Annotated in this window: 24 protein-coding genes; 21 read left to right on the top strand and 3 right to left on the bottom strand. The window is 29.5% G+C overall.

Features of this window, described 5'->3' with window-relative positions; genetic code table 11:
• The first annotated feature begins 193 nt into the window (after positions 1–193).
• From IJE13_RS07905 to IJE13_RS07845, 13 genes are all read left to right on the top strand, one after another.
• On the top strand, positions 194–3,187 hold the full coding sequence (locus IJE13_RS07905) for an N-6 DNA methylase (RefSeq protein ID WP_292779086.1): 2,994 nt from the start codon (positions 194–196) through the stop codon (positions 3,185–3,187).
• A 148-nt stretch (positions 3,188–3,335) separates the two neighbouring features.
• Complete coding sequence (locus IJE13_RS07900) at positions 3,336–3,944, top strand: hypothetical protein (protein WP_292779084.1); 609 nt, start codon at positions 3,336–3,338, stop codon at positions 3,942–3,944.
• A gap of 106 nt (positions 3,945–4,050) precedes the next feature.
• Positions 4,051–5,583: an LA2681 family HEPN domain-containing protein gene (locus IJE13_RS07895; RefSeq protein ID WP_292779082.1), complete on the top strand. Its 1,533-nt coding sequence runs from the start codon at positions 4,051–4,053 to the stop codon at positions 5,581–5,583.
• Positions 5,584–5,739: 156 nt separating this feature from the next.
• Positions 5,740–6,072: a helix-turn-helix transcriptional regulator gene (locus IJE13_RS07890; protein ID WP_292779079.1), complete on the top strand. Its 333-nt coding sequence runs from the start codon at positions 5,740–5,742 to the stop codon at positions 6,070–6,072.
• A gap of 2 nt (positions 6,073–6,074) precedes the next feature.
• Entirely contained in the window at positions 6,075–6,800 is a 726-nt protein-coding gene (locus IJE13_RS07885) for an ImmA/IrrE family metallo-endopeptidase (RefSeq protein ID WP_292779076.1), read from the top strand.
• Positions 6,801–6,812: 12 nt separating this feature from the next.
• Positions 6,813–7,337, top strand: a complete 525-nt coding sequence (locus IJE13_RS07880; protein WP_292779073.1) for a nucleic acid-binding protein — start codon at positions 6,813–6,815, stop codon at positions 7,335–7,337.
• A gap of 10 nt (positions 7,338–7,347) precedes the next feature.
• Complete coding sequence (locus IJE13_RS07875; RefSeq protein WP_292779071.1) at positions 7,348–8,484, top strand: YaaC family protein; 1,137 nt, start codon at positions 7,348–7,350, stop codon at positions 8,482–8,484.
• The gene (locus IJE13_RS07870; RefSeq protein WP_292779068.1) at positions 8,468–9,379 is read left to right on the top strand and encodes a hypothetical protein; all 912 of its coding nucleotides are present in this window, start codon (positions 8,468–8,470) and stop codon (positions 9,377–9,379) included. Before IJE13_RS07875 ends, IJE13_RS07870 begins: the two co-directional genes overlap by 17 nt.
• A 34-nt stretch (positions 9,380–9,413) precedes the next feature.
• On the top strand, positions 9,414–9,803 hold the full coding sequence (locus IJE13_RS07865) for a hypothetical protein (RefSeq protein WP_292779065.1): 390 nt from the start codon (positions 9,414–9,416) through the stop codon (positions 9,801–9,803).
• A gap of 9 nt (positions 9,804–9,812) precedes the next feature.
• Positions 9,813–11,519 (top strand): AAA family ATPase, encoded by a 1,707-nt coding sequence (locus IJE13_RS07860; RefSeq protein WP_292779063.1) that lies wholly within the window; start codon positions 9,813–9,815, stop codon positions 11,517–11,519.
• A gap of 352 nt (positions 11,520–11,871) precedes the next feature.
• Positions 11,872–12,174, top strand: a complete 303-nt coding sequence (locus tag IJE13_RS07855; RefSeq protein ID WP_292779060.1) for a hypothetical protein — start codon at positions 11,872–11,874, stop codon at positions 12,172–12,174.
• A 24-nt stretch (positions 12,175–12,198) separates the two neighbouring features.
• Positions 12,199–12,624, top strand: coding sequence for a hypothetical protein (locus IJE13_RS07850; RefSeq protein ID WP_292779057.1), 426 nt, complete (start codon positions 12,199–12,201; stop codon positions 12,622–12,624).
• Between the two features lie 99 nt (positions 12,625–12,723).
• Entirely contained in the window at positions 12,724–13,374 is a 651-nt protein-coding gene (locus tag IJE13_RS07845) for a hypothetical protein (RefSeq protein ID WP_292779055.1), read from the top strand.
• A gap of 90 nt (positions 13,375–13,464) precedes the next feature.
• On the opposite strand, the gene IJE13_RS07840 is transcribed toward IJE13_RS07845, so the two are convergent.
• On the bottom strand, positions 13,465–14,748 hold the full coding sequence (locus IJE13_RS07840) for an O-acetylhomoserine aminocarboxypropyltransferase/cysteine synthase family protein (RefSeq protein ID WP_292779053.1): 1,284 nt from the start codon (positions 14,746–14,748) through the stop codon (positions 13,465–13,467).
• A gap of 338 nt (positions 14,749–15,086) precedes the next feature.
• On the opposite strand from IJE13_RS07840, the gene IJE13_RS07835 reads away from it, so the two are divergent.
• Together IJE13_RS07835 and IJE13_RS07830 are read left to right on the top strand one after the other, a co-directional pair.
• Positions 15,087–15,641 (top strand): hypothetical protein, encoded by a 555-nt coding sequence (locus IJE13_RS07835; RefSeq protein ID WP_292779051.1) that lies wholly within the window; start codon positions 15,087–15,089, stop codon positions 15,639–15,641.
• A 130-nt stretch (positions 15,642–15,771) separates the two neighbouring features.
• Complete coding sequence (locus IJE13_RS07830) at positions 15,772–16,908, top strand: toxic anion resistance protein (RefSeq protein WP_292779049.1); 1,137 nt, start codon at positions 15,772–15,774, stop codon at positions 16,906–16,908.
• 239 nt (positions 16,909–17,147) lie between these two features.
• On the opposite strand, the gene IJE13_RS07825 is transcribed toward IJE13_RS07830, so the two are convergent.
• Positions 17,148–17,423, bottom strand: a complete 276-nt coding sequence (locus tag IJE13_RS07825) for a hypothetical protein (protein WP_292779048.1) — start codon at positions 17,421–17,423, stop codon at positions 17,148–17,150.
• Between the two features lie 309 nt (positions 17,424–17,732).
• Here IJE13_RS07825 and IJE13_RS07820 point away from each other — a divergent pair, with 309 nt between their 5' ends.
• The 6 genes from IJE13_RS07820 (at position 17,733) to IJE13_RS07795 (ending at position 24,130) form a co-directional block, all read left to right on the top strand.
• Positions 17,733–19,301, top strand: coding sequence for an asparagine synthase-related protein (locus IJE13_RS07820; RefSeq protein WP_292779045.1), 1,569 nt, complete (start codon positions 17,733–17,735; stop codon positions 19,299–19,301).
• A 187-nt stretch (positions 19,302–19,488) separates the two neighbouring features.
• Positions 19,489–19,704, top strand: coding sequence for an Asp-tRNA(Asn) amidotransferase subunit GatC (gene gatC / locus IJE13_RS07815; RefSeq protein WP_292779042.1), 216 nt, complete (start codon positions 19,489–19,491; stop codon positions 19,702–19,704).
• 89 nt (positions 19,705–19,793) lie between these two features.
• Positions 19,794–20,279 (top strand): amino acid-binding protein, encoded by a 486-nt coding sequence (locus tag IJE13_RS07810; RefSeq protein ID WP_292779039.1) that lies wholly within the window; start codon positions 19,794–19,796, stop codon positions 20,277–20,279.
• 11 nt (positions 20,280–20,290) lie between these two features.
• On the top strand, positions 20,291–21,307 hold the full coding sequence (locus IJE13_RS07805; protein WP_292779036.1) for a homoserine dehydrogenase: 1,017 nt from the start codon (positions 20,291–20,293) through the stop codon (positions 21,305–21,307).
• A gap of 168 nt (positions 21,308–21,475) precedes the next feature.
• A complete protein-coding gene (locus tag IJE13_RS07800; protein WP_292779034.1) occupies positions 21,476–22,687 on the top strand; it encodes a cofactor-independent phosphoglycerate mutase in 1,212 nt (403 codons plus the stop codon).
• 249 nt (positions 22,688–22,936) lie between these two features.
• Positions 22,937–24,130, top strand: a complete 1,194-nt coding sequence (locus tag IJE13_RS07795; protein WP_292779031.1) for a hypothetical protein — start codon at positions 22,937–22,939, stop codon at positions 24,128–24,130.
• Between the two features lie 132 nt (positions 24,131–24,262).
• On the opposite strand, the gene IJE13_RS07790 is transcribed toward IJE13_RS07795, so the two are convergent.
• A complete protein-coding gene (locus IJE13_RS07790) occupies positions 24,263–25,051 on the bottom strand; it encodes a winged helix-turn-helix domain-containing protein (protein WP_292779028.1) in 789 nt (262 codons plus the stop codon).
• Positions 25,052–25,363: the final 312 nt, after the last annotated feature.

The following is a 25,363-nucleotide window of genomic DNA, read 5'->3' as shown; positions in this document are numbered from 1 at the left end:
TTTTTATATTTTTATTTCCTTATGTTAATTTAAAAGAATAATTTATCAATATTTCTATTGAAAAAGAATTTAAATGAATAATATTAAATGATAAATTATTCAAATCCTTTATTCACCAATTTTTTGCTAAATTATTTATATTTATTAATGATAAGGAATATATTTTTATTTAAGTAAAGGATTGGTGTATAATATGGTTGATTTTGAATCCAGTAAAGAACAAATCGCAAATTTAGTCGATGAATTTAAAGCAAATGAACATTATTTTAAATCTGTTTCTTTTGATGAAGAAAATACAAAAATTAACTTCATCAACAAATTTTTTATAGCATTAGGCTGGGACGTGTACAATGATGCGGGTGTCGCTCCACAATACAAGGATGTTGAATTTGAAGACACTGTTCTAGTTAGTGGAAAGCCAAAAAATCCAGACTATTCATTCAGAGTGGGCGGAACAAGAAAATTTTTTGTAGAGGCTAAAGCACCTCATGTCAATGTTGAAAATAGTAAGGAATATGCTTTTCAACTAAAAAGATACACTTGGAGTGGAAAATTATCTGTTGGTTTATTAACTGATTTTGAAGAATTATCAATCTATGTACCAAAATCCGCTCCAAAACTAAGCCATCACCCTAAAACAGATAGGATCAAGTACTACAAATATACAGATTATGTTGAAAATTGGGAAGAAATTTATAATATTTATAGTAAAGAAGCAGTATTATCTGGAAAATTTGATAATTACTTTAGTGATAAAGATCTTGATGGAAAGAACCCCACATCTTCTGTAGATTCCGAATTTTTAAAAACAATTGAAGAATGGAGATTAATCTTAGCAAGAAACATTGCATTAAGAAACAAAGAATTAGAAGTTGAAGAGTTAAATTATGCTGTTCAACTCATCATAGATAGGATTATCTTTTTAAGGATTGCAGAAGATAGGGGCATTGAAAGATATGGAAAATTGAAAAAATTACTGGATTTAGCAGAGAATAACATAGATAAATGTCCTGTCTATGAAGGTTTTATAGAATTATGCAAAAAAGCGGATGCAAAATATAATTCAGGATTATTTCATTTTACTGAAGAAGAAGACATCAATTTAGATGCGGATATATTAACACCAACTTTGCATGTTGATGATGGCACATTGAAAAAGATTATCAAAGGATTATATTATCCTGATTGCCCATATGAATTTAGTATGATTTCCACAGAAATCTTAGGAAACATCTATGAACAATTTTTAGGAAAAGTCATTAGGTTAACTGATGCTCATCATGCAAAAGTAGAAGACAAACCTGAGGTTAAAAAAGCAGGAGGTGTATTTTACACTCCACAATATATTGTAGATTATATAGTGGAAAATACAATCGGTGAACTCTTAAAAGGAAAAACACCGAATAAAGTTTCTGAACTACGAATTGTAGATCCTGCTTGTGGGTCTGGAAGCTTTTTATTAGGGGCTTATCAAAAACTCTTAGATTGGCATACAGATTATTATTCTAATTTAGATCAACCTCCAAAAAATGTAATATATACTGATAAAAAAGGAATTAAAAGATTAACTATCCAAGAAAAGAAAAGAATTCTTTTGAATAATATTTATGGTGTTGACATTGACTCTCAAGCTGTAGAAGTAACAAAATTATCTTTGCTTTTGAAAGTTTTAGAAGATGAGAATAAAGATGTTCTTGAGCAACAACAAAAATTAATCCAAGAAAGAGCATTGCCATATCTTGGGAATAATATAAGATGTGGTAACAGTTTAATTGGAACTGACATATTAGAAGAAGAGGATTTGACTGATGATGACATATCAAAAATTAATCCATTTGATTGGGAAGATGAATTTTCTGACATATTTGAAAATGGAGGTTTTGATGCGGTAATTGGCAATCCGCCATGGGGAGCTTCATTTTCAGATTTCGAACTTGAATATTTAAAAGAGAAAAATGGTGAGATAGTGGTAAGAATGATAAATTCATTTTTATATTTCACTTATGTATTTTCAAAAAAACTTACTAATAATGGATTATTTGGAATGATTGTTCCAGATGTTATTTTATACCAATCAAGTTATTTATTACTCAGACAATATTTGATAAAAAATTATCATATTTCACAATTGCTTAACATGGGTATGAATGTTTTTAAAGGAGTTAATCAACCGTCAGCGATTATAATCTTTAAAAATAAAGAAACTTATAACTCAAAAATTGTAGCGGGTAATTTTACTAATATTTCAGAAAAACCTCGAGCTATATTAAAACACTCTAATTTCAATACTTACAATCAAAAATTATTAGAGTACATCCCTTCAAACCTTTTTATAACTGATAATGTTAAAAATTATTCTCTTTTAGAGAAAATAGAAAATAAATCTAATTTAACTATTGATGATATTTTAGATGAAGATAAAATGCAAAGAGGAGCTTCACCGGATTATAAACAAGCTTTTATGGTTGATGAAGAAACAAAACTAAAAAACAATTTAGAAGAAACTCATGTAAAAAAAGCAATTTTTGGTGGTGTTCAAATCAAAAGACATTATATTGATTATAAGGACACTTATTTAATTTATACTACAAAAAAAGATAATTTTTCAACTATCCCTAATATATGTTCATATATAAAACAATTCAGAGATAAAATTACTTGTAAGGAAGTTAAAACCAAAAAACACCCTTTATATTCTCTTCATAGGCCTAGAAAAGAAAAAATATTCCTTAAAGATAAAAAAATTGTTGGTGTCATAACTGCGGATAAATTAATTGTTGCAGTAGATGAAAATAAACTTTATGCTACAGATGGAGTTTATCTTTTTGGAACAAACGAAAAATTTGACCCTTACTTTGTAACTGCAATTTTAAATTCTAAATTATATAGTTTCATTTATCGTCTTTATTCATTGGAAAATGGAAGAATTTTACCTCAAGTGAAACCTGTTATAGTAAAAGCAATGCCTTTCATTGATATTGGAATAAAGGATCAACTTCCGTTTATAGAATTATCTCATAAATTAAATAATTTAATTAAAGAACTTTTAGTTTCTAAAACTCCTTTTAAGAAAAGATTAATAGAACAACAAATTAAAATCACTGATAAAAAAATTAATCAACTTGTTTATGAATTATATGATTTAACGGATGAAGAAATTGAAACAATTGAATCTAGTTTAAATTAATTATTTATTTCTAATTATAACTATGATATTGAAGAGAAACAAATGAAATTTTTTATATATTCATGGATAAATATATAGAAAAAATACTCAAAATATTTTAATTTTTAAAATAATTAATTGGGAAATTTAAGAAAAATGTATGATTGTTATGACTGAATTAAAAAATACATTAATTAGTGCAATATTTGGAGCTATTATAACAAACATAACAAATCTTATTATTAGTTTGTTATTCTCAACAGATAAAAATTTATTTATTTTTGATCAACTTTATTTAAACTTTATAAATCATTGGATTATATTTTTATTAATATTTTTAATTACTTTTACAATAGCTTTCATAAGATTAAAAATGATTGAAAAGCCTCCTTATTTGTACATTCCTATAAACGATTTTGAAAAACGTTACAGTTTACTAGTTAGGAATAATAAAAAATTATTTTGGGAAGTGCATATTGAAGAACTTTTTGCTATGGTTTATAAAAGAAATTATCATTTTTATGTTGGTGATCCAATTTGTCCTAATGAATTAGAGGATAATACTTTATGTTTAACTGAATTACAGATAAAAGATTATGGGTTGTTCTATTTAGAAAGTTGTGTAAACTGTAGAAAAAATTATATCAGATTCAGTAATTTTGATAAAGAAAGACATGAAGTTCAATTAAAAATTGATGCCCTTATAAAAAGGAATATTTCTAAAATAAATTCTGCAAATGATTTGTTTAGTCTTCTAAAGAAAAATTGGGATTTATAATCTAAAAAATTAAGATATTTTAATATTTAGGTTTTGAATTGATGTCCGAGTGGACAATATTATTTACAAATGATTTAATTATATAAAAAGGAAAATATTTGATAATATGTTAAATAGGGATGAAATTGAAAAATTATATAAAGAAGCATATATTTTTTTAGAATCTAATGATTTAGAAGAGGTTTGGAGAATTATAAGCAAATTAGAAAGATCAAAATCTAAATATGCATGCTCTCTCTTGAGTAATTTATATATAGATTTAGGTTTAGAAACAAAAGATTCTTCCTTAATAAATAAAGGCATTATTTATATTGAAGAACATTTAGATTATATTTCACAAATTTTTACACCTGCTTCGATTTATTATAATTTGGCAAACGGGTACTTGAATTATTATTCAATTACCTCAGAAAAATTTGTTAATGGAGAGAATATTATAATTAAAATTAAAGATTTATACAAAAGGTCTTTAACTTATAATAATGGGGCTGAGTTAAATATTAAAGTTCAATCTTTAGTAAACTTGGGAAATTTACATATGGGTCTTGGAAGGTATATAGATGCACTAGAATATTATGAAAATGCATTGAAATTAAATCCAAATTTTGGGATGGCTTTAGTAAATAAAGGTTTATGTTTATTAAAATTAAGATTTCTTGTTAATCATGATGATTTAATATTAAAAGATTCATATCTTTCATTTAAAAAAGCATTGAAAAGTAATAATTTAACATTTTCAGCAAGAAATATTGCTCAAGAACATATTAAAATTTTTGAAGAGAATAATTCTAAGGAATTTTTAGATAATATAAAAATTTCAAGATTTAAAATAAATGATAATTATACAAATTTGGAGGAATTCTCAAATGTTTTTTGCTTAAAAAATAAGTTATATTTAAATTTATGTAATTTTTGTCAACAGTGTGTAAATTGTATTGGTGATTCTATATGTATAAAACGAATGACTCTTCCAATTAAAGAAAATGAAAAACTTGAGGATGACAAATTTTTAATTTTGTCTTCTTATTTAAATCAGATAAAAATGGATTTTATTTCAAGCAGATTAAATTTAATATTATCACAATATAATAAATTAGATTTAAGTTTTATAAATAATAATGTTATTATTATTGATTCCTATGATTATGAATTACACAATATTAGAATACAATTATTAAAAGATTCATTCAAGAATTTTTATAATATATTAGACAAAATTGCATTTTTTATAAATTTCTATTTAGATTTAAATATTAATAAAAAGCAAGTAAATTTTAAAGGACTTTGGTATAAAGACTTTAAGAAGAAAAAAATAAGAGAAACTTTTGATTTTGAGAATAATGGTTTAAAAGCTTTATTTAATATTCATGAAGATATTTTATATGGTGAAGAGAAAAAACTTAATGATATTAGGAATGCATTAACTCATAGGTCTTTAAAAATTAAATTATATCCTAAAGAAGATGAAAATGATGCAATGACTGAAGAGGAGCTATTAGAAGCTGTAATAAAAATATCTAAAATTGTTAGGAATGCAATAATTTATTTATTATATTTTGTGGACACTATTGAATCTGAAAAACAAACAGATAATTCTATGGTATTATTTGCATCAGAAATTCCGAATGATTTAAAATAAGTTATTTTATAAAAAATTATAAATACTTTTTATAATTTCACAGATATTTAAAAATTGTTAGCATCCAATTTTTCAACCATTTGGAATATTTTTTAGTTAAATTTATATAATAAAATATTCCAATATATTATTAAATGAATAGTGGGGTTTAAAAATATGGTAGAAACAGTAGGTGATAGATTAAAAAGAATGAGATTAGAACATAATTTCACTCAAAACCAAATAGCAGAATATCTTGGATTCAAACAGGGTCAAATAGCTAAGTTGGAAAGTAATGAAAGAAAATTAAAGAGTGATTCTATAATCAAACTATCTAATCTTTACAGATGCTCTCCAGAATATATAATATTAGGTATTGGAGAGTATTCCAAAACTAATATGGCATTCAGATCAAATAATAGAAACTTATCTTTAGAAGATATTGCAGAGATGAATAGAATAATTAATAATTTAGAATTCTTATCAAGGGTTACAAATAAACAGGAGTAATTATGTATTTGGAAATGAATGAATTGGCTTGTGCTTGCAGGAGACAATGGAAAATCGATATAAATGAATCCATTGACATATTTTCACTTGCCATAAATAAAATAAAGAACTTGACAATAGTATTTAAAGTAATGGATGATGACATTAGTGGAGCTTGTCTAAGATTAAATAATGAAAACATAATATTCGTAAATTCAAGGCATAGGAAAGGAAGACAGGCTTTCACAATAGCTCATGAATTGTATCACTTAAAGTATGATGATAATAATTTTAATATTTGTGGATTAGACAGTGATGATGAGATAGAGAAAAAGGCAGATCTTTTTGCATCATGCTTATTGATGCCTCATGGGGCAATAGAAACATATAAATTAAACAATGATATTCAAAGGTGGGATTTGGATTCAATAATAGATGCTGAACAATACTTCCAAATATCACATCAAGCTTTATTATTGAGACTCAGATTCTTCTTAAATGAAATTACTTATGAACAGTATATGGTATTTAAGGAAGATGTTATTCGTAATGCATCCATTAGAGGTTATGATTCAAGCTTATACACTCCGTATTTAAATAAGGAATATTTGACCATTGGAAATTACATCAAATTAACAGAAAAAGCATTTGAAGAAGATTTAATCTCCCAAGGAAAAAAAGAGGAACTATTATTAGATGCTTTTCGTGAGGATATGGTGTACAATTTAAATGATAATGAATCATTCTAAGTAGGTGATAAGATGAAGCCTACTTTTTATGATACTGATTGTTTAAGCTGTTTTATTGTAATAGATGATACCTCCATTTTAGAAAAACAATTTGAATGCATTTTCCTTCCTTATGAAGTTTATGAGGAATTTGACAGACCACATATACAAAAACTTAAGAATAGAGTTGATAATCTAATTGATAAGGGTTTTGTTAAAATAGTTAAATTTGATACAGATACGGAAGATTATCTTCTTTTTATGAAATTATCTTCAAATTATTTCTCAGATAAAACTATAGGAAAAGGGGAAGCAGCTGTCATTGCTCATGCCAAAAAGCATAATGGTATTGTGGCAAGCAATAATACAAAAGATGTAATGCCTTATGTGGAAAAATATAATTTGGAAAGAATCACTACAGGAGATATTCTTGTAATGGCCTTAAAAAAGGGTATAATCACTGAAAAAGAAGGTAATTTGATTTGGTCAAAAATGTTAAAATATAATAGATGGTTAAATGCAGATAGTTTTACAAGTTATTTAAGAAAAAATAAATAATATGATTATTATGGAAAAAGAAATTATTTTAACAGAAAATCCCAATAAAGAACTATGGAACCAATTTAAAAAATTTGAAAATATTGATATTTGTTTGAATTATTTTAAAAAAAATTGTAAAAAGTTTGATAATAGTGAAAAGTTCGAAAAGAGAGCATATTTGATGAAATATTATATTACTCAAGCAAAAGAGTATTATGTTTCCTCTAGAGATGCATCTGTCTTAACTAAACCTACATTGTTATATTATGGAGCATCATGTTTAGTGAAAGCCTTAATATTAGCAAAAAGATGTTATCAGGATGATTCAACAGGACATGGTTTAAACGTCCATAAATTCAAATCTGAAGATTTGCTTGATTTTAAAATTTATCCTGTAACAGGAACTTTTTTGCAATTATATCAAGTTTTAGAAAATAGTGATATTAGTTATATTAAGTCTTTTGATTTTAATTTAGATGATTTACTTTCATTTATTCCAGAATTAAAAGATGATTATGAAATGATATTTAATAAAAAATCTTTGGCTATAAAAGTAGATAGAGTAAAAGATGAAAATGGTGTATATTTATTATATCAAGGAGATTATTTTGACAATGAAGATTTAATCAATAATTATTTTAATAATTTGCCTAACTTTGAAAAATATTATTTTACACCTAATGTTTCTAAAGATCATATGAGTTGTTATAAAAAACCTTACGAAAAAGGAGATATTGTAATAAGAAATATTATGGGTGAAGAATTTTTTATATCTTCATTAAATCAGGATAATCGTTTCATTTATTTTTCTCAGATAACAGTTCATTTTTTAATTTTGTATTTATTGAGTATGTTGTCAAGATATTATATTAATCCATGGGTTAGTGAAAATTCATTAGATGAGAATCGTTATTTTTATATAATCGAAAAATTTTTAGACATAAATATGCGAAAATTTCCCAACTTAATTTTAAACGAAATATTAAATAAAGAATTAATTTTTTCCGTTGAATATTATAAACCTTCTGGTTTTGATTTTGATAATATAAAAGGTTTGGTAGAAGAAATAGTCAATGAATCTATTGAAGAAAATAATCTTAGAGAAGAAAAAGAAGAAATTAAAAGGAAGTTTATGGATGATGTATATAGTGGAAGAAATTGGTGAATCTTTTTTAGAATTAAAAGAGGTTTCTGAATTTAAAGAGGAATTTGAAAGACTAAATTCATTAGCAGATTATAAAAATTTGTTTTATTATAATTTTTTTCATTTTTCTTTAGAAGATAAAAATCAATTTGAAAGTTTTTTAGCAGCTTCATTATATTTTTTTAAGAGTTTTCCTGAAAATGCATTGCCTATCTTAAAAATGATAAAAGATTATTGCTTTCCTTTGGCTTTAAAAATAAATTTTATATTATGGGTTTTAAATCATTATTATTATGATGATAAAGTTATACAATTAATTAATTTGCCTTATTCCCATATTTTTAATCAATATGATGAAAACTGTCATAGGGATAATCTTGAATTAAAAAACATTTTTAATGATTTTTTTCCAGAAGATAATAATATTTTCGATTTAATTTTGAATTTAAGAGATTCCTTTCATGATTCAGATAAATTTAAAAAATTTATAGAGTTATCAAAATCAAAAAATGAGGAATTTGAATATTATGAAAAAGCTTTAAAATCATATTTTTATATTGTAAAAGAGATTATTTTTGAAATAATTTTATTTAATAAAATTGTGGAAATAGATAGAAATAATATTTTAAAATTAAAAGAATCAAATTCTGCCGAAGGGTCTTTATTTGACATTAAACTAATTGATTGCTCTATAAAAAATTTTAGGATAGTTAAAATTAGGATAAATGATAATCTTAAATTTGGAGTGATAAGGTCAAAAACTACAAATGTTTCCCCTAAAAAAAGCACAATAATAAGAATAAAAGGAGAATATATAAATAATGGGGTCTTTGGTAAATATAGTAAAAATATGGAATTTTATTCTCAAAATTTTGATAGATTAAACAATTTTGATTTTTTTCCTAATTTAATTTAATAAAAAAATTTTAATATAAAATTAGTGTGATAACATGCAAGTAGCAATAGCTAAAAACTTAGAAACTAAAGAAATACTAGAACTAGACGACATTACATTCCAATTCGTCTTATGGCTAAATGAAAACAATTACACAGAATTAGACAATGTATACGCCAGATCAACTCTAAAAACAACTGTAAAAGAGTTCAACGAACTAAACAATAAAATGACTTTCCAAGGAGAAGATGAAATGTTAGTTCCACAAATTAACTACTTTGTAGAACTAAACACTTGGGTCTGCTTTGGAAAAGAACAAGACGAAGAAATCAACTTAAGTTTTGAAATTTGTGAAGTAATCTACGATAATCAAACCAGAAAAGAAACTTACAAACCTATTGAACTTACATATCTAATTCCATTTTTAAATTCATTTAATGAGTAAGTGATATCCATGCTAAAATCAATTAAAATCAAAAACTTCAGGTCATTAAAGAACTTCAATATGGAATTCAATCAAGGCCTGAATGTAATAATAGGGGAAAATGATGCAGGAAAGACATCACTTATAGATTCACTTAAAATTCTATTTAGTAAAAAGAAAATAGACATAAACGATTTCAATGAAATAGAAAATCCTGTAACTATAGAGCTAGAGGATATTGACTATACCTATTTCATGGAATCAAAAGTCAATGAAGACACACTTAATAATACATATAAGATAAAACCTTCTATAGAAAAATCCAATCAAATCAAAGAAGAGTTAAACAGTCAAGAATTCAACAGTTTAGAAGAAGATGAGCAAAAGCAAATCTTAAAGAAATACTCATTTACATTCAACATTACATACAGGTCCAATTCTAAAGTGGAAACATTAAAGGGAAATATAATCAAAGAGTTAGAAAACGATGAATTCACAGAAGTAAAAACTCTAAATTATCCAATCAGCTTTTTAGGTAGTAGAGAATTTGAAAACATAGATTCATTCTTTGAAAACACCTTCTTTAAGGAGCTAAAGGAAGACATATGGGACTATAAGATAGAAGGAAAAACTATCAATCAGCATATTGATGATTACATAGACAATTTCAAAGAGGAACAATTGAACAATGAAAATGCACAGGAACTGAACACTCAATTGAAAGAATTCCTTCCTGACTTCAAGGAAATAAATCCAATAGTTACAAGCGAACCTAAACTCAATCTAAAGATCAATGTAGAATTACTAAATAATAATAACCAGCAAATGCTTCTTGAAAAGATGGGAGACGGTACAAACAGGCGTACCACACTTGCTATTTTCAAGCATAAAAAGGACAAGAATGACCTTGTATATGTATTCGATGAGGTTGAAACCCACCTTCATATCAAAGCCCAATTAGATGTTCTACGCTTATTAAAAGACCTTTCTAAAGAGGGAAAACAGATAATAATAACCACTCACTCTCCATTCTTAATCAATCAAGTCAATCTTGATGAAATCAAGTTGATAAGTCTTGATGCAGAAAGAGGATCTCAAATTTTTGAGTTGGACAGCACTACCCAAACCCAGATAGCATTGGCAAATCTTGGAATAATGAACATAGACCTCTTCTTTACAAGCAAGTTACTTATTGTGGAGGGGGAATCAGAGCTTAAGTTCATTCCAATCATGTATGAGAAATTGTATGGCTATCCAATCACCCAAAACTTCCTAAAGATTGTAAAGGCAGATGGCATAAAGGACATACCTAATTTCATACGCATAATAAAGAATTCATTTTCCAAAACGGATATCTTTGCATTGATGGACAATGATGCTGATGAGGAAACAAAGGAAAGATTAAACAAATGGATTGAAAATGGAATGATTGAAAACTCAAATATCTTTGTTATTGGCCAGAAAGAGTTTGAAGACACTTTCCCAAATGATGTGCTCGCTCAGGCATTATCCAAATACATAAGCGATGAATGTGGATATGAAGTGGAAATAGATGCTAAGGCAATTCAAAAGATAAGAAAATCCAAGAAATTTTCAAAATCTTTAGGAGACATATTCTATAATATGACATATAGAGGCTTCAGCAAACCTACATTTGCACAATACTTAGCTTTATATGCTGAAGAGAAGGACATTGATGAGAAGTTCATAAGGTTATTTAAATTGATTTCCGATTAGTTTTTTTATTCTATCTCTTTGCAGATAGCTTTTAACTTCTTTTTAAATTTTTATTTTTTTCACCCCTCTTTTTTTTAAAATAATTTAGATTTTTTACTAACTTTTTTTTTAAAATTTTAATCATTTATTTTCCATATATAGTAAACTATACATAAAATTAAAAACGATTTTTAACACTTTAATTTTAATATAACAATAAAATTGTAAGTTATATTCTAAATAAAACTATAATATTTATATATGATTAAAATAAATACTAAAATAAGCAAAAAGGAGGAAAAACAGATAAAAAGAGTTGATTTTCATTAGATTTAATTGGATTAAGTTTTGGCATGTAGGTGAACATCTCAGAATGTTTTCAAAAAATGAGGAATATCAAAGAACAGCTGTGGGAAGATACTATTATCCTTGTTATCTAATTGCTAGAGACATTTACAATAATAGAAAGGGAAGAAAACCTGGCAGTAAAATTTCTCATAAGGACTTGATAAAACACTTTGAAGGCTTGGATGGTGAAAAAGGAAAAATAGGTGATCAATTGAGAATTCTTAGAGACATTCGCAATGAAGCGGATTATGATGAATTTTTTGATGTGAACAAGGTGTCTGATTGTAAAATCATCTCAGAAGAGGTTTTGAAAAGCTTAAAAAAATAATTTATTTTGATATTTGGTGATAAAATGTACACTTTTAAGGGGGTTGTAAATAAATTGAACATTAATAATTTAGTTTTAAATAAGAAGGCAAGAGTCGAAGGGTTTAGGGATGAATTCATATTAGTTAATCCAAATGAAATAAAAGAATTCTGTTTAGATAAATCAAATCTAATTGATTTAATTAATATCAGTTCATATCTTATTTATAATTTCTTCCCAAATTCAAAAATATATTTGGAATATAAGGATGATCCGGAATATGATGATTTTGATGCAATATTCGCTTATATAATAAATAAAGATTCGATTGATGAGAACAATAATGTCTATAATGAATTATTGGATGAATTTGTAAAGCTAAAAAAGGTTTTTCCAAGTTTATATTCCTATTTCTATATTAATGTTCAAAATGATGATGAATTTTTAAGGAAATATAAAATGAAATGGTAATTTTTGCCGTTATATATTTTTATATATTAAATTTTTATCCATAAATTTATATATGTCAATTTGTTCAATATAATATAAACAAAGATAAAAAGTGATATGATGGCAGGAGATAAGGATTTAAAGTTAGAAACAAAATGTTATGATGCAATGGAATATGGCTATCTCTACGGATTGAACAAGAAGATACCTGATGAGGAATGGGAAAAGGTAAAGCCATACATGAAAAAATGGAAAAGGATGGACTTTGTAGAAGGTAACATCAAGGTTACAGGAAGACCTGAAGGATACAGATGCCTGGAAGAGGACGTGCCAAAAGTAGAGGAGATACTTGGAATAACAAACACATTGGCTAAGAGAAGAGAGAATATAGAATCCAAAATGTCTGATCCAATCAAAAAGGTTCAGTTTAAGGACCAATGCTACAATTGGCTCAATATGTTATTCAAAAGCGGTACACAGCCAAAACAGGATTTAAGTCGTTTGGCAATCCATTCCACAAAGATCTATGACCCTGCAGACAGCTTCAAGAATGGTGCAGAAGATGGCTATGGGGAGCTCTTCATATACACTCCACATGGAATGTGGTATGTAATCAATAATGGTAGTGACGGTGCCAACAAAGCTTTGAACAATCTTGAAAGCAAGTTTGGCGGTGCAATCGGCTACAGATTGATGTATGAGGATACAGTTGATACATTGATTAGAGTGTATACAGAAGAGAATGAGTATACAGGTCCGCAATTATATTAAAATAAGAACTATTTTTTAGAGATTTATCTCTATTTAAAAAAAGAAAAAAAAGAAATTTTTTAAAGAGGTTTTATCCTCTATTTACTATTTTTATTCAACAGCTTTTTTCAAAGCCTGATCGATATCTGCAATGATGTCTTCCACATTTTCAATTCCTACAGACATTCTGATGAAGTCTGGAGTGACTCCAGTTGATATCTGTTCCTCTGGAGACAATGTAGAATGTGTGGTTGAAGCAGGATGCACTACAAGAGTCTTAGCATCACAGATGTTTGCAAGGTGTGACAATAGCTCAACGTTTTCAATGAACTTCTTGCCCTCTTCTATTCCACCTTTGATACCGAATCCAAGTACACAGCCGTATTTTCCATTGAGATATTTCTTAGCGATCTCATGGTTTGGATTGTCTTCAAGTCCAGGATAGTTCACCCATGATACAAGCTCATGGTTTTGTAGGAACTTAGCGACTTCAAGAGCGTTTTCGGTGTGCTGTTTTACTCTTAAGGACATTGTTTCAAGTCCTTGAAGAAGCATAAATGCATTGAATGGGCTGATACAGCTTCCTAAATCTCTCATTACTTGTACACGTGCCTTGGTGACATAAGCCGCATCACCGAATGCATCAACATAAACAAGTCCATGATAACTTTCATCAGGTTCTGTAAACTCTGGGAACTTGCCGTTTGTCCAGTCAAAGTTACCTGAATCGACAATTGTACCACCTAAGGAAGTACCGTGTCCTCCAATGATTTTTGTTGCTGAGTGAACTACAATATCTGCTCCATGTTCAATAGGCTTTACCATTCCAATAGCAGATGTGTTGTCTACAATAAGTGGAATTCCATGCCTATGAGCAATATCAGCAAGGACTTCAAAGTCAGGAACATCCAATTTAGGGTTACCTATTGATTCACAGTAGATTGCTTTTGTCTTATCGGTAATTGCATCTTCAAAAGCTTTGGTGTCTTGGGAATCCACAAAATTCACTTGAATACCGAATTTCTTCAATGTAGTCTTGAATAAGCTGTAGGTTCCTCCATAGAGATTGTCTCCAGATACAATCTCATCTCCGCATTGTGCAATATTTAATATGGCAAGGGTGATTGCTGCCATTCCACTTGAAGTGGATAATGCACCAACTCCTCCTTCAATGGCTGCAACTCTTTTTTCAAATACCTCATTTGTTGGATTGTTCAATCTTGTGTAAATGTTACCTGGCTCTGTTAGAGCAAATATGTTTGCTGCATATTCAGCATCCTTGAATACATATGAACTTGTCTGATAGATAGGAACTGCCCTTGCGCCAGTGAATGGATCTGCCTCTTCCTGTCCGGCATGCACTTCCAAAGTTCTGTCTCCATATTTTCTTGTCATTAAATTCCTCCAAATTTTTAAATATAACTATGTTAATATTATGTATAGTATTATATTGTTTTTGATTAATAACTATAATCATTAAAAACTTGAAATTTATGGAATTATAATCAAAAATCTAATAAATTTATATAATTTAACTAATAGATGTATATTTAGAAATTAACAAAAGATTAATAATCATCATAATTAATTTAAAATAAAGAAACTATCAATTATTTTAATAATAAAATATTAACAATTAATTTTAATCAATCATTATTTCAATTAAATTGATAGTAAATTCAATTCATAAAATTAGTAAAATTTGGTTTTAGAAAAATTAGGAAAGTGATGTCATGGCTAAAGATAATTTTTGCATATACTGCGGATTCAAATTATTCCCAGAAGATCATTTCTGTCCCAACTGTGGAAAGAAACTGGATGAAGCAAAACCAAAAGACATCTTTAAGACTACAACAACCACAACCAATACAACACCTAAAACCAATAAACCTGATTATTCATTCTATAAGAAAAGAGTTGAAACACTCAAGGAAACCTATGAAACCAAGGAAGAGAAGGTCATTGAACTTCTTGAAAAGAAATTCCCTAATGGCCAGATGTCCTATTGCAGATTCAGAGCTGAAGTTGACAGCTGCAGGGTAAGCTTCTTCAGGGAAGCCGAAGCAGCAGTGAGCATGATTGAGCTATCTGATGAATATTCAGAAAAGATAGTTTCTGCCCTAAAGGAAAAGATCAAGACTTTGGAGTCAATCATTGGCAAGATGGGTGAATTGCAAAGCGAACTCATCATCAGCATAAGCAATGGGGAAGAGGAATCCTATGATGAAATAGACTCTCTTCTTAAGGAAATGAATGAATTGATCGATTCCGTAAAGGATTATGAATAATTTTAATCTATTTTTTTATATCTTTATCAAATTTTATCCAAAAAAAGCAAAACTTTATAAATAAGATGTGTCATAAAATTATATGACACATTGTATTTTGATTTATTGTGTATAATGAAAGGGTGATATTATGGCTGAATTTTCACTTAATGTAAATGATATTAAAGAAGAAGTAGACAAAAGTTTGAAGGAAGAGGAAGAAAAGATTCCAAATCCTGAAATCAAGAAACAGGCAGATGACAATGCTCATGCAATCTTTGAAGCTAATTTCGATAATGTGGCAGAAAGGGAAAACATCTTGAAACCTTTGGATGATTTCGGTCTTGCCACCATCAACAGATCTGCAAACAAGAACAATCTCCTGACCACTCGCTTTGTTGATATAGCAAAAGGGGGAGATGAAGCAGCCAATATTGGCGTAAAACTAGAGGAATTGGAAAGGGAAATCAGAAACCTTGACCCTGCTGCAATTGAATTCGGTCAATCAGGCATATTGGGAAAACTCTTGAAACCTGTCAGGAATTATTTCTCAAGATATGAAAAGGCTGATGAGGCCATCTCCAATATCTTAATGTCCCTTGATGCAAGCAGCAGAGTATTGCAGAATGACAACACCACTCTTCTTGCTGAAGAAAACTACTTAAGGGAACTCACCAAAAAGCTCATGACTGACATTGAACTTGGAAAACAAATGGACCTATCCATTGAACAGCAAATCCGTCAGGCTGAAATAGAAGGTGTGGACCAATATAAGATTGACTTTGTACGTGAAGAGGTTCTCTTCCCGCTAAGGCAAAGAATCATGGACATGCAACAGATGATTGTTGTAAACGAACAGGGTATCATCTCCTTGAACGTTGTAAGAAGAAACAACAAGGAATTGATCAGAGGGGTAACCCGTGCTAAAAACGTTACTGTAACTGCACTTAGAAACGGAGTAATGGTTGCAAGTGCATTATACAATCAGAAAATTGTAATCGACAAGATCAAGACCTTGAATGAAACTACTGAAATGGTAATCGAATCCACTTCCAAAATGTTAAGGGAACAAGGAAACGAGATTCAAAAGCAAAGCATGGAAACCATGATTTCACCTGAAGTCCTTAAGGCATCCTTTGCAGATGCATTGGCTGCAATTGAAGATGTAAGCAATTACAAGAACCAAGCACTTCCAGAAATGCAAAAGACAATTGCAACATTCTCTGAAATGGCTGAGGAAGGACAGAAGGTCATTGATAAAATTGAAGTAGGAAATAATGTTAACTAATTATTTTCCTATACTTTTCTTTTTTTATTAGTATTTTACTTTTGATATAGTCTTTTTTTAATCTTTTTTTAAAACTATTAATCTTTTTGCAGTCTTTTATTTGATTATTCTTTTTTTTAAATTAATGATTATTGTAAAAATAGTTAAATAAACATAAAATCAGTAAAAATAGTTAAAAAAGTAAAAAATAGTAAAATAAAAAATAAATAAAAAAATTTATAAAAAGAGTTTTTTTTAATTTAAATAGCTTCGTTTCCTCTGTTTACATCAATAGTGGTTCTTAAAGTGTCATAAAGACCGAAGATCCAAGTAATGATATATGCCAAGTAGCAGCAGAAACCGGTATTGTCAATTTCAGCATCCAAAGGCATTCCGAAATGAATCCAGAATCCTGCGAATATAATGCCCAATACCAGATAAATTAAAAATCTTTTTACTTCTCCATCGTATGCTAAACCTAAACCTGGAACGATTGCTGATAGAATCATTGCCAAGTATGTATTTTTCTTTGCCATATCTAACACCTATAAATTTAATAATTATTCTGTAATTATCATAAAAAATAATTTTTTTATACTTACAGTAATAATTAAGTATTCCTAAATAATATTTAGGTATAACTAAATATTTGTACTTTTTTATTTATATATCTTTTCTTTTTTAAAAAAAGTTACAATCTGATTATAATATTTTAAAATAATCATAAAATTATAGTCAATTAAGCCAAATAATTAATTATAAAAGTAATCAAAACAATATTATTAAATGTAAAAAAGGAATATAAAGTAAAATTTAAGATTATTAAACTATTAATTGGTGAGATTATGTGTGGAATAGTAGGTATGGCAGGAAATATTAATCCAGAATTGTTGGATTCTGCCTTAAAGTCAATAAAGCATAGGGGAGAAGATTACTCCAATACATTTATTGATGAAGAGAATGGTATAGGTTTAGGTCATAATCTGCTATCTATTTTTAATCTTCTAAATGAAAACAATGAAATATATGACAATCTGGAAGAGAATAAACAGCCAATTATGCTTAATGATCTTGTTTTGGTCTTCAATGGAGAGATTTATAATTTCAAAAAGATTGAAGAATTCCTAAAGGAAAATTATAAGAATTATTCCGAGTCTAAAAGTGATAGTCAATTATTGGCTAATCTAATCAATTATCATTATGATTTAAATGAAGAAAATCTATTGGAATCAGTTAAATCATCAATGAAGGAATTGGATGGAGACTATTCTTTTGCAGTTTATGATAAGAAAAATAATAATCTTGCAATCTCCAGAGATCCAATCGGAGTCAAGCCTTTATTCTATGGAATGGATGAGGAAAAGGACTTGAAATCCTTTGCATCAGAGAAAAAGGGCCTTTGGAGAGCTGGAATTGATGATGAAAATATTCATGATTTAATCCCTGGATCCATATTATATAATTGGGAAATGGTAGATTTGGAAAACAATCTAATCAATAAGATTATCAGCACTGATTTCAAATCAATCAAATCCAACTATAATGAATATAATGAATATTTGGAAACAAAAGACAGTTATGAAGTCTATAATGAATTATTAAAGGATGACTTATATTCAGCTGTGGAAAAAAGAGTGGAGAATATAGTTGATATTGGATTGATATTCTCTGGTGGTGTAGACAGCACTATTTTAGCGGTTTTATTAAAACAAATAGCTGAAAATAAACCATTAAACATTAAATTATACTCTGTTGGAGTGGAAAATTCACAGGACATTAAGTTCAGCAGGGAAATAGCTGAAGAATTGGATCTTCCGCTAAAGACAGTAATCATTGATGAAAATACAGTAAAGGAATCAATGGAACCAGTTCTCACTGCAATTGAAGATGACAATGTTATGAAATTGGGAGTTGGAATGACCATCTACTTAGCCACAAAAGCCATGAAAGAGGATAATATTAAAGTGGCACTATCCGGTCAGGGAGCAGATGAACTCTTTGGCGGATATAACCGCTATCTGAAGCACTTTGAGGAAAACTCATTATTTGATGCCTATTTTGATTTAGATGAAGAGATCTATCATGACATAGCAAACATGTATCATGTCAACCTTGAACGTGATGATGCGGTATCCATGGCAAATGGAGTGGAGCTTAGAGTGCCCTTTTTAGACAAGGACATAATAAACATAGCTTTGGACATTCCTGGAAAATATAAGATAAAAGACAATGAAGACATATTGCGAAAACATATCTTAAGGGATGTTGCAAAATCCATTGGAGTTCCGGATTATATAGCAGACAGGCCTAAGAAGGCAGCCCAATACGGTTCTGGAATCAATAAGATACTTAAAAAGAGAGTATTAAGGTCCTTTGACATTGAGGAATTTATTGATAATCTAAAGAATCAATAGGATTATTTTAATCAATTTTTAATAATTTTAAAATAATTTTCTTAATTTATAAAAGTATATTAATATTAATAAACATATATTAAAGTAATATAAACTTAATTTATATTCCAAAACATTATAAAATAAGCTAAAAAAGCATTTATAATTAAAATAATCAAAATATTAAAAAATTTTAAGGAGAATTTAAATGGCAATTGAAAAAGATGCAGAAAAGATCTTGGAAGAATTTTCAAAAACCTTGGATAAAGTTCCTGAATTGGAAGGAACCTATTACATCACTGACAATCTTAACTTGAACCGTGAAGATGAATCCGTACAGAACGATGCAAGCAAAATCGTTAGAAACGCAAGAACCGATAAGGACGGAAATGTAGTTGTTAAAAAAGCGGAATGGACTGGTTAAATAATTGGTTTATTCTATTAAACAGTTATAAATTGAATAAATTTATTAAAATTATATTAATTGTAAATTACTGAAAAGGGGATTATATTATGAGAATGAATCTGATTCTTGAAATATTGGATGTTCCTGGACAATTGGTATCCATCTTGAATCCTATAGGAGAGCTTGGAGCTAATGTAGTAACAATTGTTCACAAAAGGGAAATCAAGGCTGGAGAAGGAAAAGCTGCTATTCAAATAGCACTTGAAGGCGAAAGGGAAAACCTGCAGGCTGTTGTTGACAAGTTCAAGGAAATGGGAGTTTCATTGATTGAAGTTGACGACACCATCAAAAAGGAAAAGCTAAGCGCCATTCTCTATGGACACATCATTGACAGGGATTTAAGAGACACCGTAGATAAGATCAATGCTGTCGATGGCCTTGTAGTAAGTGATTTGCAATTGAAACTAGATGGCGAACTCAAATCCACTGCATTGCTTACAATCGAGCTTGATTTAGGCAAAAGGGAAATAGCATACAATAAGGTTATGGAAATAGCTGAGGAGAAGGACTTCTTGGTTATCGATGAGGTCTAGGAGGAATTAGAATGGATGAATGCAAAATTATACTAATAGGATTCGGAGCTGTAGGAAAGGGAGTTGCAAAGGCTATCTCCTTGAAGAAGGAAATGGTCAAAGACAAATTTGGAATCACATTGAAAGTGGTTGCAGCTGCTGATTCATCTACCTCAGCAATCTGTGAGGATGGTTTGGATGAGGAAATGCTCCTTAAGACCAAGGAAGAAACCGGCAAATTGGCTAACTATCCTGATTATGGAAGCGAGAAATCAGGAATTGAAGTGTTGGATGCTGTTGATTATGATGTCCTGATAGAAGCTACTCCAACAAACATCAAGGATGCTGAACCTGCAAAATCCTTGACATTGAAGGCTTTTGCCGATGGAAAGGATGTAGTGACCTCAAACAAGGGACATTTGGCATTGTTCTACAAGGAATTGATTGAAGCGAAGGAAGCTGCAGGTGTTGACTTCAAGTTTGAAGCATCTGTAGGCGGTGCCATGCCTATAATCAACCTATGTCAGGAAACCCTTGCAAGCTGTGGAATCAGTTCAATCAAAGGTATCCTAAACGGTACCACCAACTATATCCTTTCAAGAATGACCACAGAAGGAATGAGCTATGAAAATACCTTGGAAGAGGCTCAACAGTTAGGAATTGCTGAAACAGACCCTACACAGGATGTGGAAGGTATCGATGCGGCATGCAAAGTTGTCATTTTAGCAAATTCCGTATTGGGAATCGATGCGACATACGCTGATGTCGACGTTAGAGGAATATCAGACGTATCCCTTGATGCAATCAATCTTGCCAAGGAACAAGGTTACTATGTGAAATTGATTGGAGAGGTATCTGAAAAGCAATTGAAAGTATCTCCAAGACTTGTCAAGAAAAACAGTCCGTTTGCAATCGATGGCACATTGAACTTGGCAAATGTCACTACCGATCTGGCAGATGACATCACTGTAATGGGTAAGGGAGCAGGATCCTTGGAAACCGCTTCTGCAATGCTTACAGATTTAATAAACATTATTAAGAACAAATAATTATTAAATTAGCTGATTTTAATTTAATATTATTTTACTTTTTTTATTTGTTTTAATCAATATTTAGACAGTATTAGATTAAAAAATAAAAGTTTTAGATTATTACAGTTTGATTATTACAGATTAGACTTATTTAATAACATTGTTAAAAGAAAAAGGAGTTTTATAATGAAATATGTTATTGTTATAGAAGATGGTGCAAGTGATTATCCATTAGAGGAAATAGATGGAAAAACCCCTCTAAAAGTAGCTGATAAACCTATTTTGGATAAGATAGCTAAAGAAGGAAGAACCGGATTAATCCAAAATGTGCCAGAAACATTGCCTCCAGGCTCAGATGTGGCTAACATGAGCATATTCGGCTATGATCCATTGGATTATTATAGCGGCCGTGGCCCACTTGAAGCTGCAAGCATGGGCATAGAGACCAAAGAGGGAGATGTTGTGTTCCGTTGCAACACAATCACCGAAAGGGACGGATTGATGGCAAGTTCCAATGCAGGACACATCTCATCAGAGGAAGCTGCAGAGCTTATGGAAGCCTTGAACGAATACTTCAATGATAAATATCCTGACTTCAAGGGCAAGTTCTATCCTGGCGTAAGCTACAGGCATATCTTTGTATATAATGATAAGGAAAATGCTGAAAAGCTAGCAAAATTGGATATGGTCCCTCCACATGACTTTGTAGGAGATACCATTGAAGATAAGATAGAGTTTGATTCATTTGCAGATGAAGTGAAATCAATCATGATAGAATCAAAAGAGGCATTGGCTGACCACCCAGTAAACCAAAAAAGAATAGAAGAGGGCAAGGAACCTTGCAATATGGTTTGGTTCTGGGGTCAGGGAACCATGCCTGACATGCCAAAGATGGAAGATGTCTATGGCCTTAAAGGTGCTGTAATCACCGGTGTGGACCTAATCAAAGGTTTAGGAGTCTGTTCAGGTTGCACCAATCTTGATGTTCCTGGAGCAACTGCATTCTTTGATACAGACTATAATGCAAAAGGTGAATATGCAGTTAATGCATTAAAAGATAATGATATTGTATTTGTGCACATAGAGGCACCGGATGAAGCAGGACACGCCAAAAACCTTGAAGAAAAGGTAAGAGGAATTGAAAATATAGATAAATTCATTCTTGCTCCATTGGTTGATGCATTGGAAAATGAATACAAGGACTTTAAGATAGCTGTATTGCCTGACCATCCTACTCCAATAGATGTAGGTACCCATACAAGAGATTCTGTCCCTATTGCAATCTATTCATCTAAAGATGAAGCTGATGATGTTTCAGTCTACGATGAAGACAGCGTTAAGGATGGTGCTTTAGGTGAATTGGTTGGCTGCAATTTGCTTAAATTATTGTTAGAATAATTTTAATATTATTCTAATTTTTACTCTTTTATTTCAAGTATTTTAATAATATTCTAATTTTTTACTTTTTTTTATTTTTTTATCTAATTTTTTTAATATAATTTTAAATATTATTTATTTCAAACTTTTTTTAATAAATTAAAAATATTTATATAAAACGAATTTTATACTATTTTTATAATCAGTAAAAAAATACATAAATATAATTAAAATTTAAAAAATATAACTCATAGTAAAAGGGGAAACACAATGTCTAGCAAGGAAGTAAACATAGAAAAGGCAAGAGCATACAATAAGGTTAAAAAATATGATGAATCATTGGAGCATTATGAATTGGCATTGGAAGAAGGAGTAGAATTATCCCCAGGTGATAAGGAAAAATATGCCTGGGATTTATACTTTGTAAAGATCAAGGATAACGAATTCACAGATGAAATAGAGGAATCAGCCAAGAAAGTGGTTGATACAGTAAAACAAAAGGATTCCTCAAGAGCTCCTAAACCATGCCCATACACATTGTCTGTAATCAAATTGATGAAAATCTACACTGAAAACGAACAGTATTTGGATGTATTGCGTTGGGCCTCCAAATTGGATCCGAAACTATTGAGCAACCAGCAGTTCAAGCCAAATGCTGAAGTCACTATGAATTCCAATAAGGAAAACTATTATCTTCAAACCACAAAGGCATTGCTTGCAATAGAGAAATACGACCAGACAATCAAGTATTGTCAGGATGCATTGGTTACAATCCCTAATTTCAACAATGACAATGACATTTGGTTCAAGTTGAGAATAGCCAAATCATATAAGGAACTGGGAGAGTATGACGATTCCATAGAGTTCCTGCAAGACATCTTGAAAACCAAACATGACTGGTATCTCTCAAGGGATATGGCTGAAAACTACTTCTTCAAGGAGGAATTCGACGAATCATTGAGATGGGCTGCAAAAGCCATACTGGCCCGTGATGGAAAGATAGAAAATAAGGTGAAGCTCTTCTCATTAGTAGGGGATATCCTGGAAATCAAAGGCTTTGAGGATGAGGCCATAATGAATAAATACATGTATTATGTCATTAGAAACGCCAAGGAATGGACCATTGAAGATGACTTGAAGGAATTGTTAGCCAATTATGGCCTTGATTTGGAAAACACAGACTTCAAATCATTGTTTGAAGAATATAAGAACATGTGGGTCAGCCTGAAATACTTCGGTCAGGAAAGGCAGTATGGTGTCATTAGCAAGGTATTCGACCATGGAAATTCAGGATTCATAAAGGCAAACGGCAAGTCCTATTTCTTCTATACCAATGAATTCATGGATGACAAGTCATACATTTATGAAGGAACCGAAGTCTCATTCTACTTGGAGGATGCCTACAATAAGAAAAAGGATGAAATGGTTCAAAATGCAGTGAATATCTACTGTGAAATGATTTAAAAACAGTATATTGTATTAAAAAATAGTAAAGACTTAAAAATAAATTAAAATAAAAATAGGGATTGATTATAGATATAATCAATCTTTAAATTCTTTTTTCTTGAAAGTTTTATTAAATTTTAAACTTTTTTCTTAAATCTTATATTCAATATTCAATAATTCCTCTTTCTTCTTTTCAAACTCTTCTTTAGTCAAATATCCTTTTTCTAAGAGCTCTGCATACTTCAATAATTCCTCTGCAGGTGAAAATTCAATATTGAGAACTATCTTTTTATGCTTATGATGGCATTTGCATTTATCCTTATGATGCTTATGCTTTTTGTCATGGCATTTGGAATATTTATCATCATCGTCCTTCTTATCCCTGTTTGCCTTGATGCCAAATACCTTATCTGAATCCTCATACTCCTTTGATTGGAAGTACTTTCTATTGGATGATTTCTTGTTTTCCTCTTTCATTTCCTCTTCAATCTCCTTTTTAACATCTTCCATCTGCTTTGCAAAGCTTTCCCTTAATGCCTTTGTAGGATTCAATTCAGGATCATCGAGGTCTATGCTTCTATCCTCCTCATCATGAATGAATATCTTTTTATAATCCTTGAATCCTCCATATTCCATCAGGTCCTCTTCGGTTATCTTCTCAGGCTCATCTGCCAATACATTCAATCCCTCTTCAGTGATGTTGAAGTACATGAAACGATTGGATTCAATCAGTTCAGCCTTCTTAAGGTAAGTGTTAGCAGTGCTTATTCTCGAATTGATCACCGGTTCATTGTTCGGTAATCTGATTTCCTTATCCTCATCTGAAATGTCTATAAAGTCTATGACTTCATCCATAATTTCTGAAACTTTATATTCATCCTTGTCTTTAATGATTTCAAGCAATGGTAATACTAAATCATAGGTGTCTGGAATTGCCATATTTTTTCTCCTCTTTTTGCTTAATTAGTATTTTGTCATTTTACTTATTTAATTTTATTATTTTTCTAAAAAAATCAAAAATATTATTTTGTAATATTGTTTTATTATTATCTAATTCTATTTTTTTATCAAAATTATATAATTTTTATTAAATTAATTGAATTAAATCTAATTTTAGATAAAAATATTAATTTTTTGTATATATTTTTAAATTTCATTAAATAAAAAGATATAAAAATCATTAAAAAATTTTGGGAATTTCATAAAAATAATTGTTTGTAATATTTTAATCGTAATATTTATATATTTTTA

Source organism: Methanobrevibacter sp., from assembly GCF_017410345.1.
Classification (GTDB): Archaea; Methanobacteriota; Methanobacteria; order Methanobacteriales; family Methanobacteriaceae; genus Methanobrevibacter.
Note: the sequence above shows the minus strand (reverse complement) of the source record. Positions and strands in the feature narration are given on the sequence as shown.

What these genes read in the sequence shown, in the direction of transcription:
- IJE13_RS07905 (WP_292779086.1), top strand. Translation starts at nt 194, where the DNA reads ATGGTTGATTTTGAATCCAGTAAAGAACAAATCGCAAATTTAGTCGAT.
- IJE13_RS07900 (WP_292779084.1), top strand. Translation starts at nt 3,336, where the DNA reads ATGACTGAATTAAAAAATACATTAATTAGTGCAATATTTGGAGCTATT.
- IJE13_RS07895 (WP_292779082.1), top strand. Translation starts at nt 4,051, where the DNA reads ATGTTAAATAGGGATGAAATTGAAAAATTATATAAAGAAGCATATATT.
- IJE13_RS07890 (WP_292779079.1), top strand. Translation starts at nt 5,740, where the DNA reads ATGGTAGAAACAGTAGGTGATAGATTAAAAAGAATGAGATTAGAACAT.
- IJE13_RS07885 (WP_292779076.1), top strand. Translation starts at nt 6,075, where the DNA reads ATGTATTTGGAAATGAATGAATTGGCTTGTGCTTGCAGGAGACAATGG.
- IJE13_RS07880 (WP_292779073.1), top strand. Translation starts at nt 6,813, where the DNA reads ATGAAGCCTACTTTTTATGATACTGATTGTTTAAGCTGTTTTATTGTA.
- IJE13_RS07875 (WP_292779071.1), top strand. Translation starts at nt 7,348, where the DNA reads ATGGAAAAAGAAATTATTTTAACAGAAAATCCCAATAAAGAACTATGG.
- IJE13_RS07865 (WP_292779065.1), top strand. Translation starts at nt 9,414, where the DNA reads ATGCAAGTAGCAATAGCTAAAAACTTAGAAACTAAAGAAATACTAGAA.
- IJE13_RS07860 (WP_292779063.1), top strand. Translation starts at nt 9,813, where the DNA reads ATGCTAAAATCAATTAAAATCAAAAACTTCAGGTCATTAAAGAACTTC.
- IJE13_RS07855 (WP_292779060.1), top strand. Translation starts at nt 11,872, where the DNA reads ATGTTTTCAAAAAATGAGGAATATCAAAGAACAGCTGTGGGAAGATAC.
- IJE13_RS07850 (WP_292779057.1), top strand. Translation starts at nt 12,199, where the DNA reads ATGTACACTTTTAAGGGGGTTGTAAATAAATTGAACATTAATAATTTA.
- IJE13_RS07845 (WP_292779055.1), top strand. Translation starts at nt 12,724, where the DNA reads ATGGCAGGAGATAAGGATTTAAAGTTAGAAACAAAATGTTATGATGCA.
- IJE13_RS07840 (WP_292779053.1), bottom strand. Translation starts at nt 14,748, where the DNA reads ATGACAAGAAAATATGGAGACAGAACTTTGGAAGTGCATGCCGGACAG.
- IJE13_RS07835 (WP_292779051.1), top strand. Translation starts at nt 15,087, where the DNA reads ATGGCTAAAGATAATTTTTGCATATACTGCGGATTCAAATTATTCCCA.
- IJE13_RS07830 (WP_292779049.1), top strand. Translation starts at nt 15,772, where the DNA reads ATGGCTGAATTTTCACTTAATGTAAATGATATTAAAGAAGAAGTAGAC.
- IJE13_RS07825 (WP_292779048.1), bottom strand. Translation starts at nt 17,423, where the DNA reads ATGGCAAAGAAAAATACATACTTGGCAATGATTCTATCAGCAATCGTT.
- IJE13_RS07820 (WP_292779045.1), top strand. Translation starts at nt 17,733, where the DNA reads ATGTGTGGAATAGTAGGTATGGCAGGAAATATTAATCCAGAATTGTTG.
- gatC (WP_292779042.1), top strand. Translation starts at nt 19,489, where the DNA reads ATGGCAATTGAAAAAGATGCAGAAAAGATCTTGGAAGAATTTTCAAAA.
- IJE13_RS07810 (WP_292779039.1), top strand. Translation starts at nt 19,794, where the DNA reads ATGAGAATGAATCTGATTCTTGAAATATTGGATGTTCCTGGACAATTG.
- IJE13_RS07805 (WP_292779036.1), top strand. Translation starts at nt 20,291, where the DNA reads ATGGATGAATGCAAAATTATACTAATAGGATTCGGAGCTGTAGGAAAG.
- IJE13_RS07800 (WP_292779034.1), top strand. Translation starts at nt 21,476, where the DNA reads ATGAAATATGTTATTGTTATAGAAGATGGTGCAAGTGATTATCCATTA.
- IJE13_RS07795 (WP_292779031.1), top strand. Translation starts at nt 22,937, where the DNA reads ATGTCTAGCAAGGAAGTAAACATAGAAAAGGCAAGAGCATACAATAAG.
- IJE13_RS07790 (WP_292779028.1), bottom strand. Translation starts at nt 25,051, where the DNA reads ATGGCAATTCCAGACACCTATGATTTAGTATTACCATTGCTTGAAATC.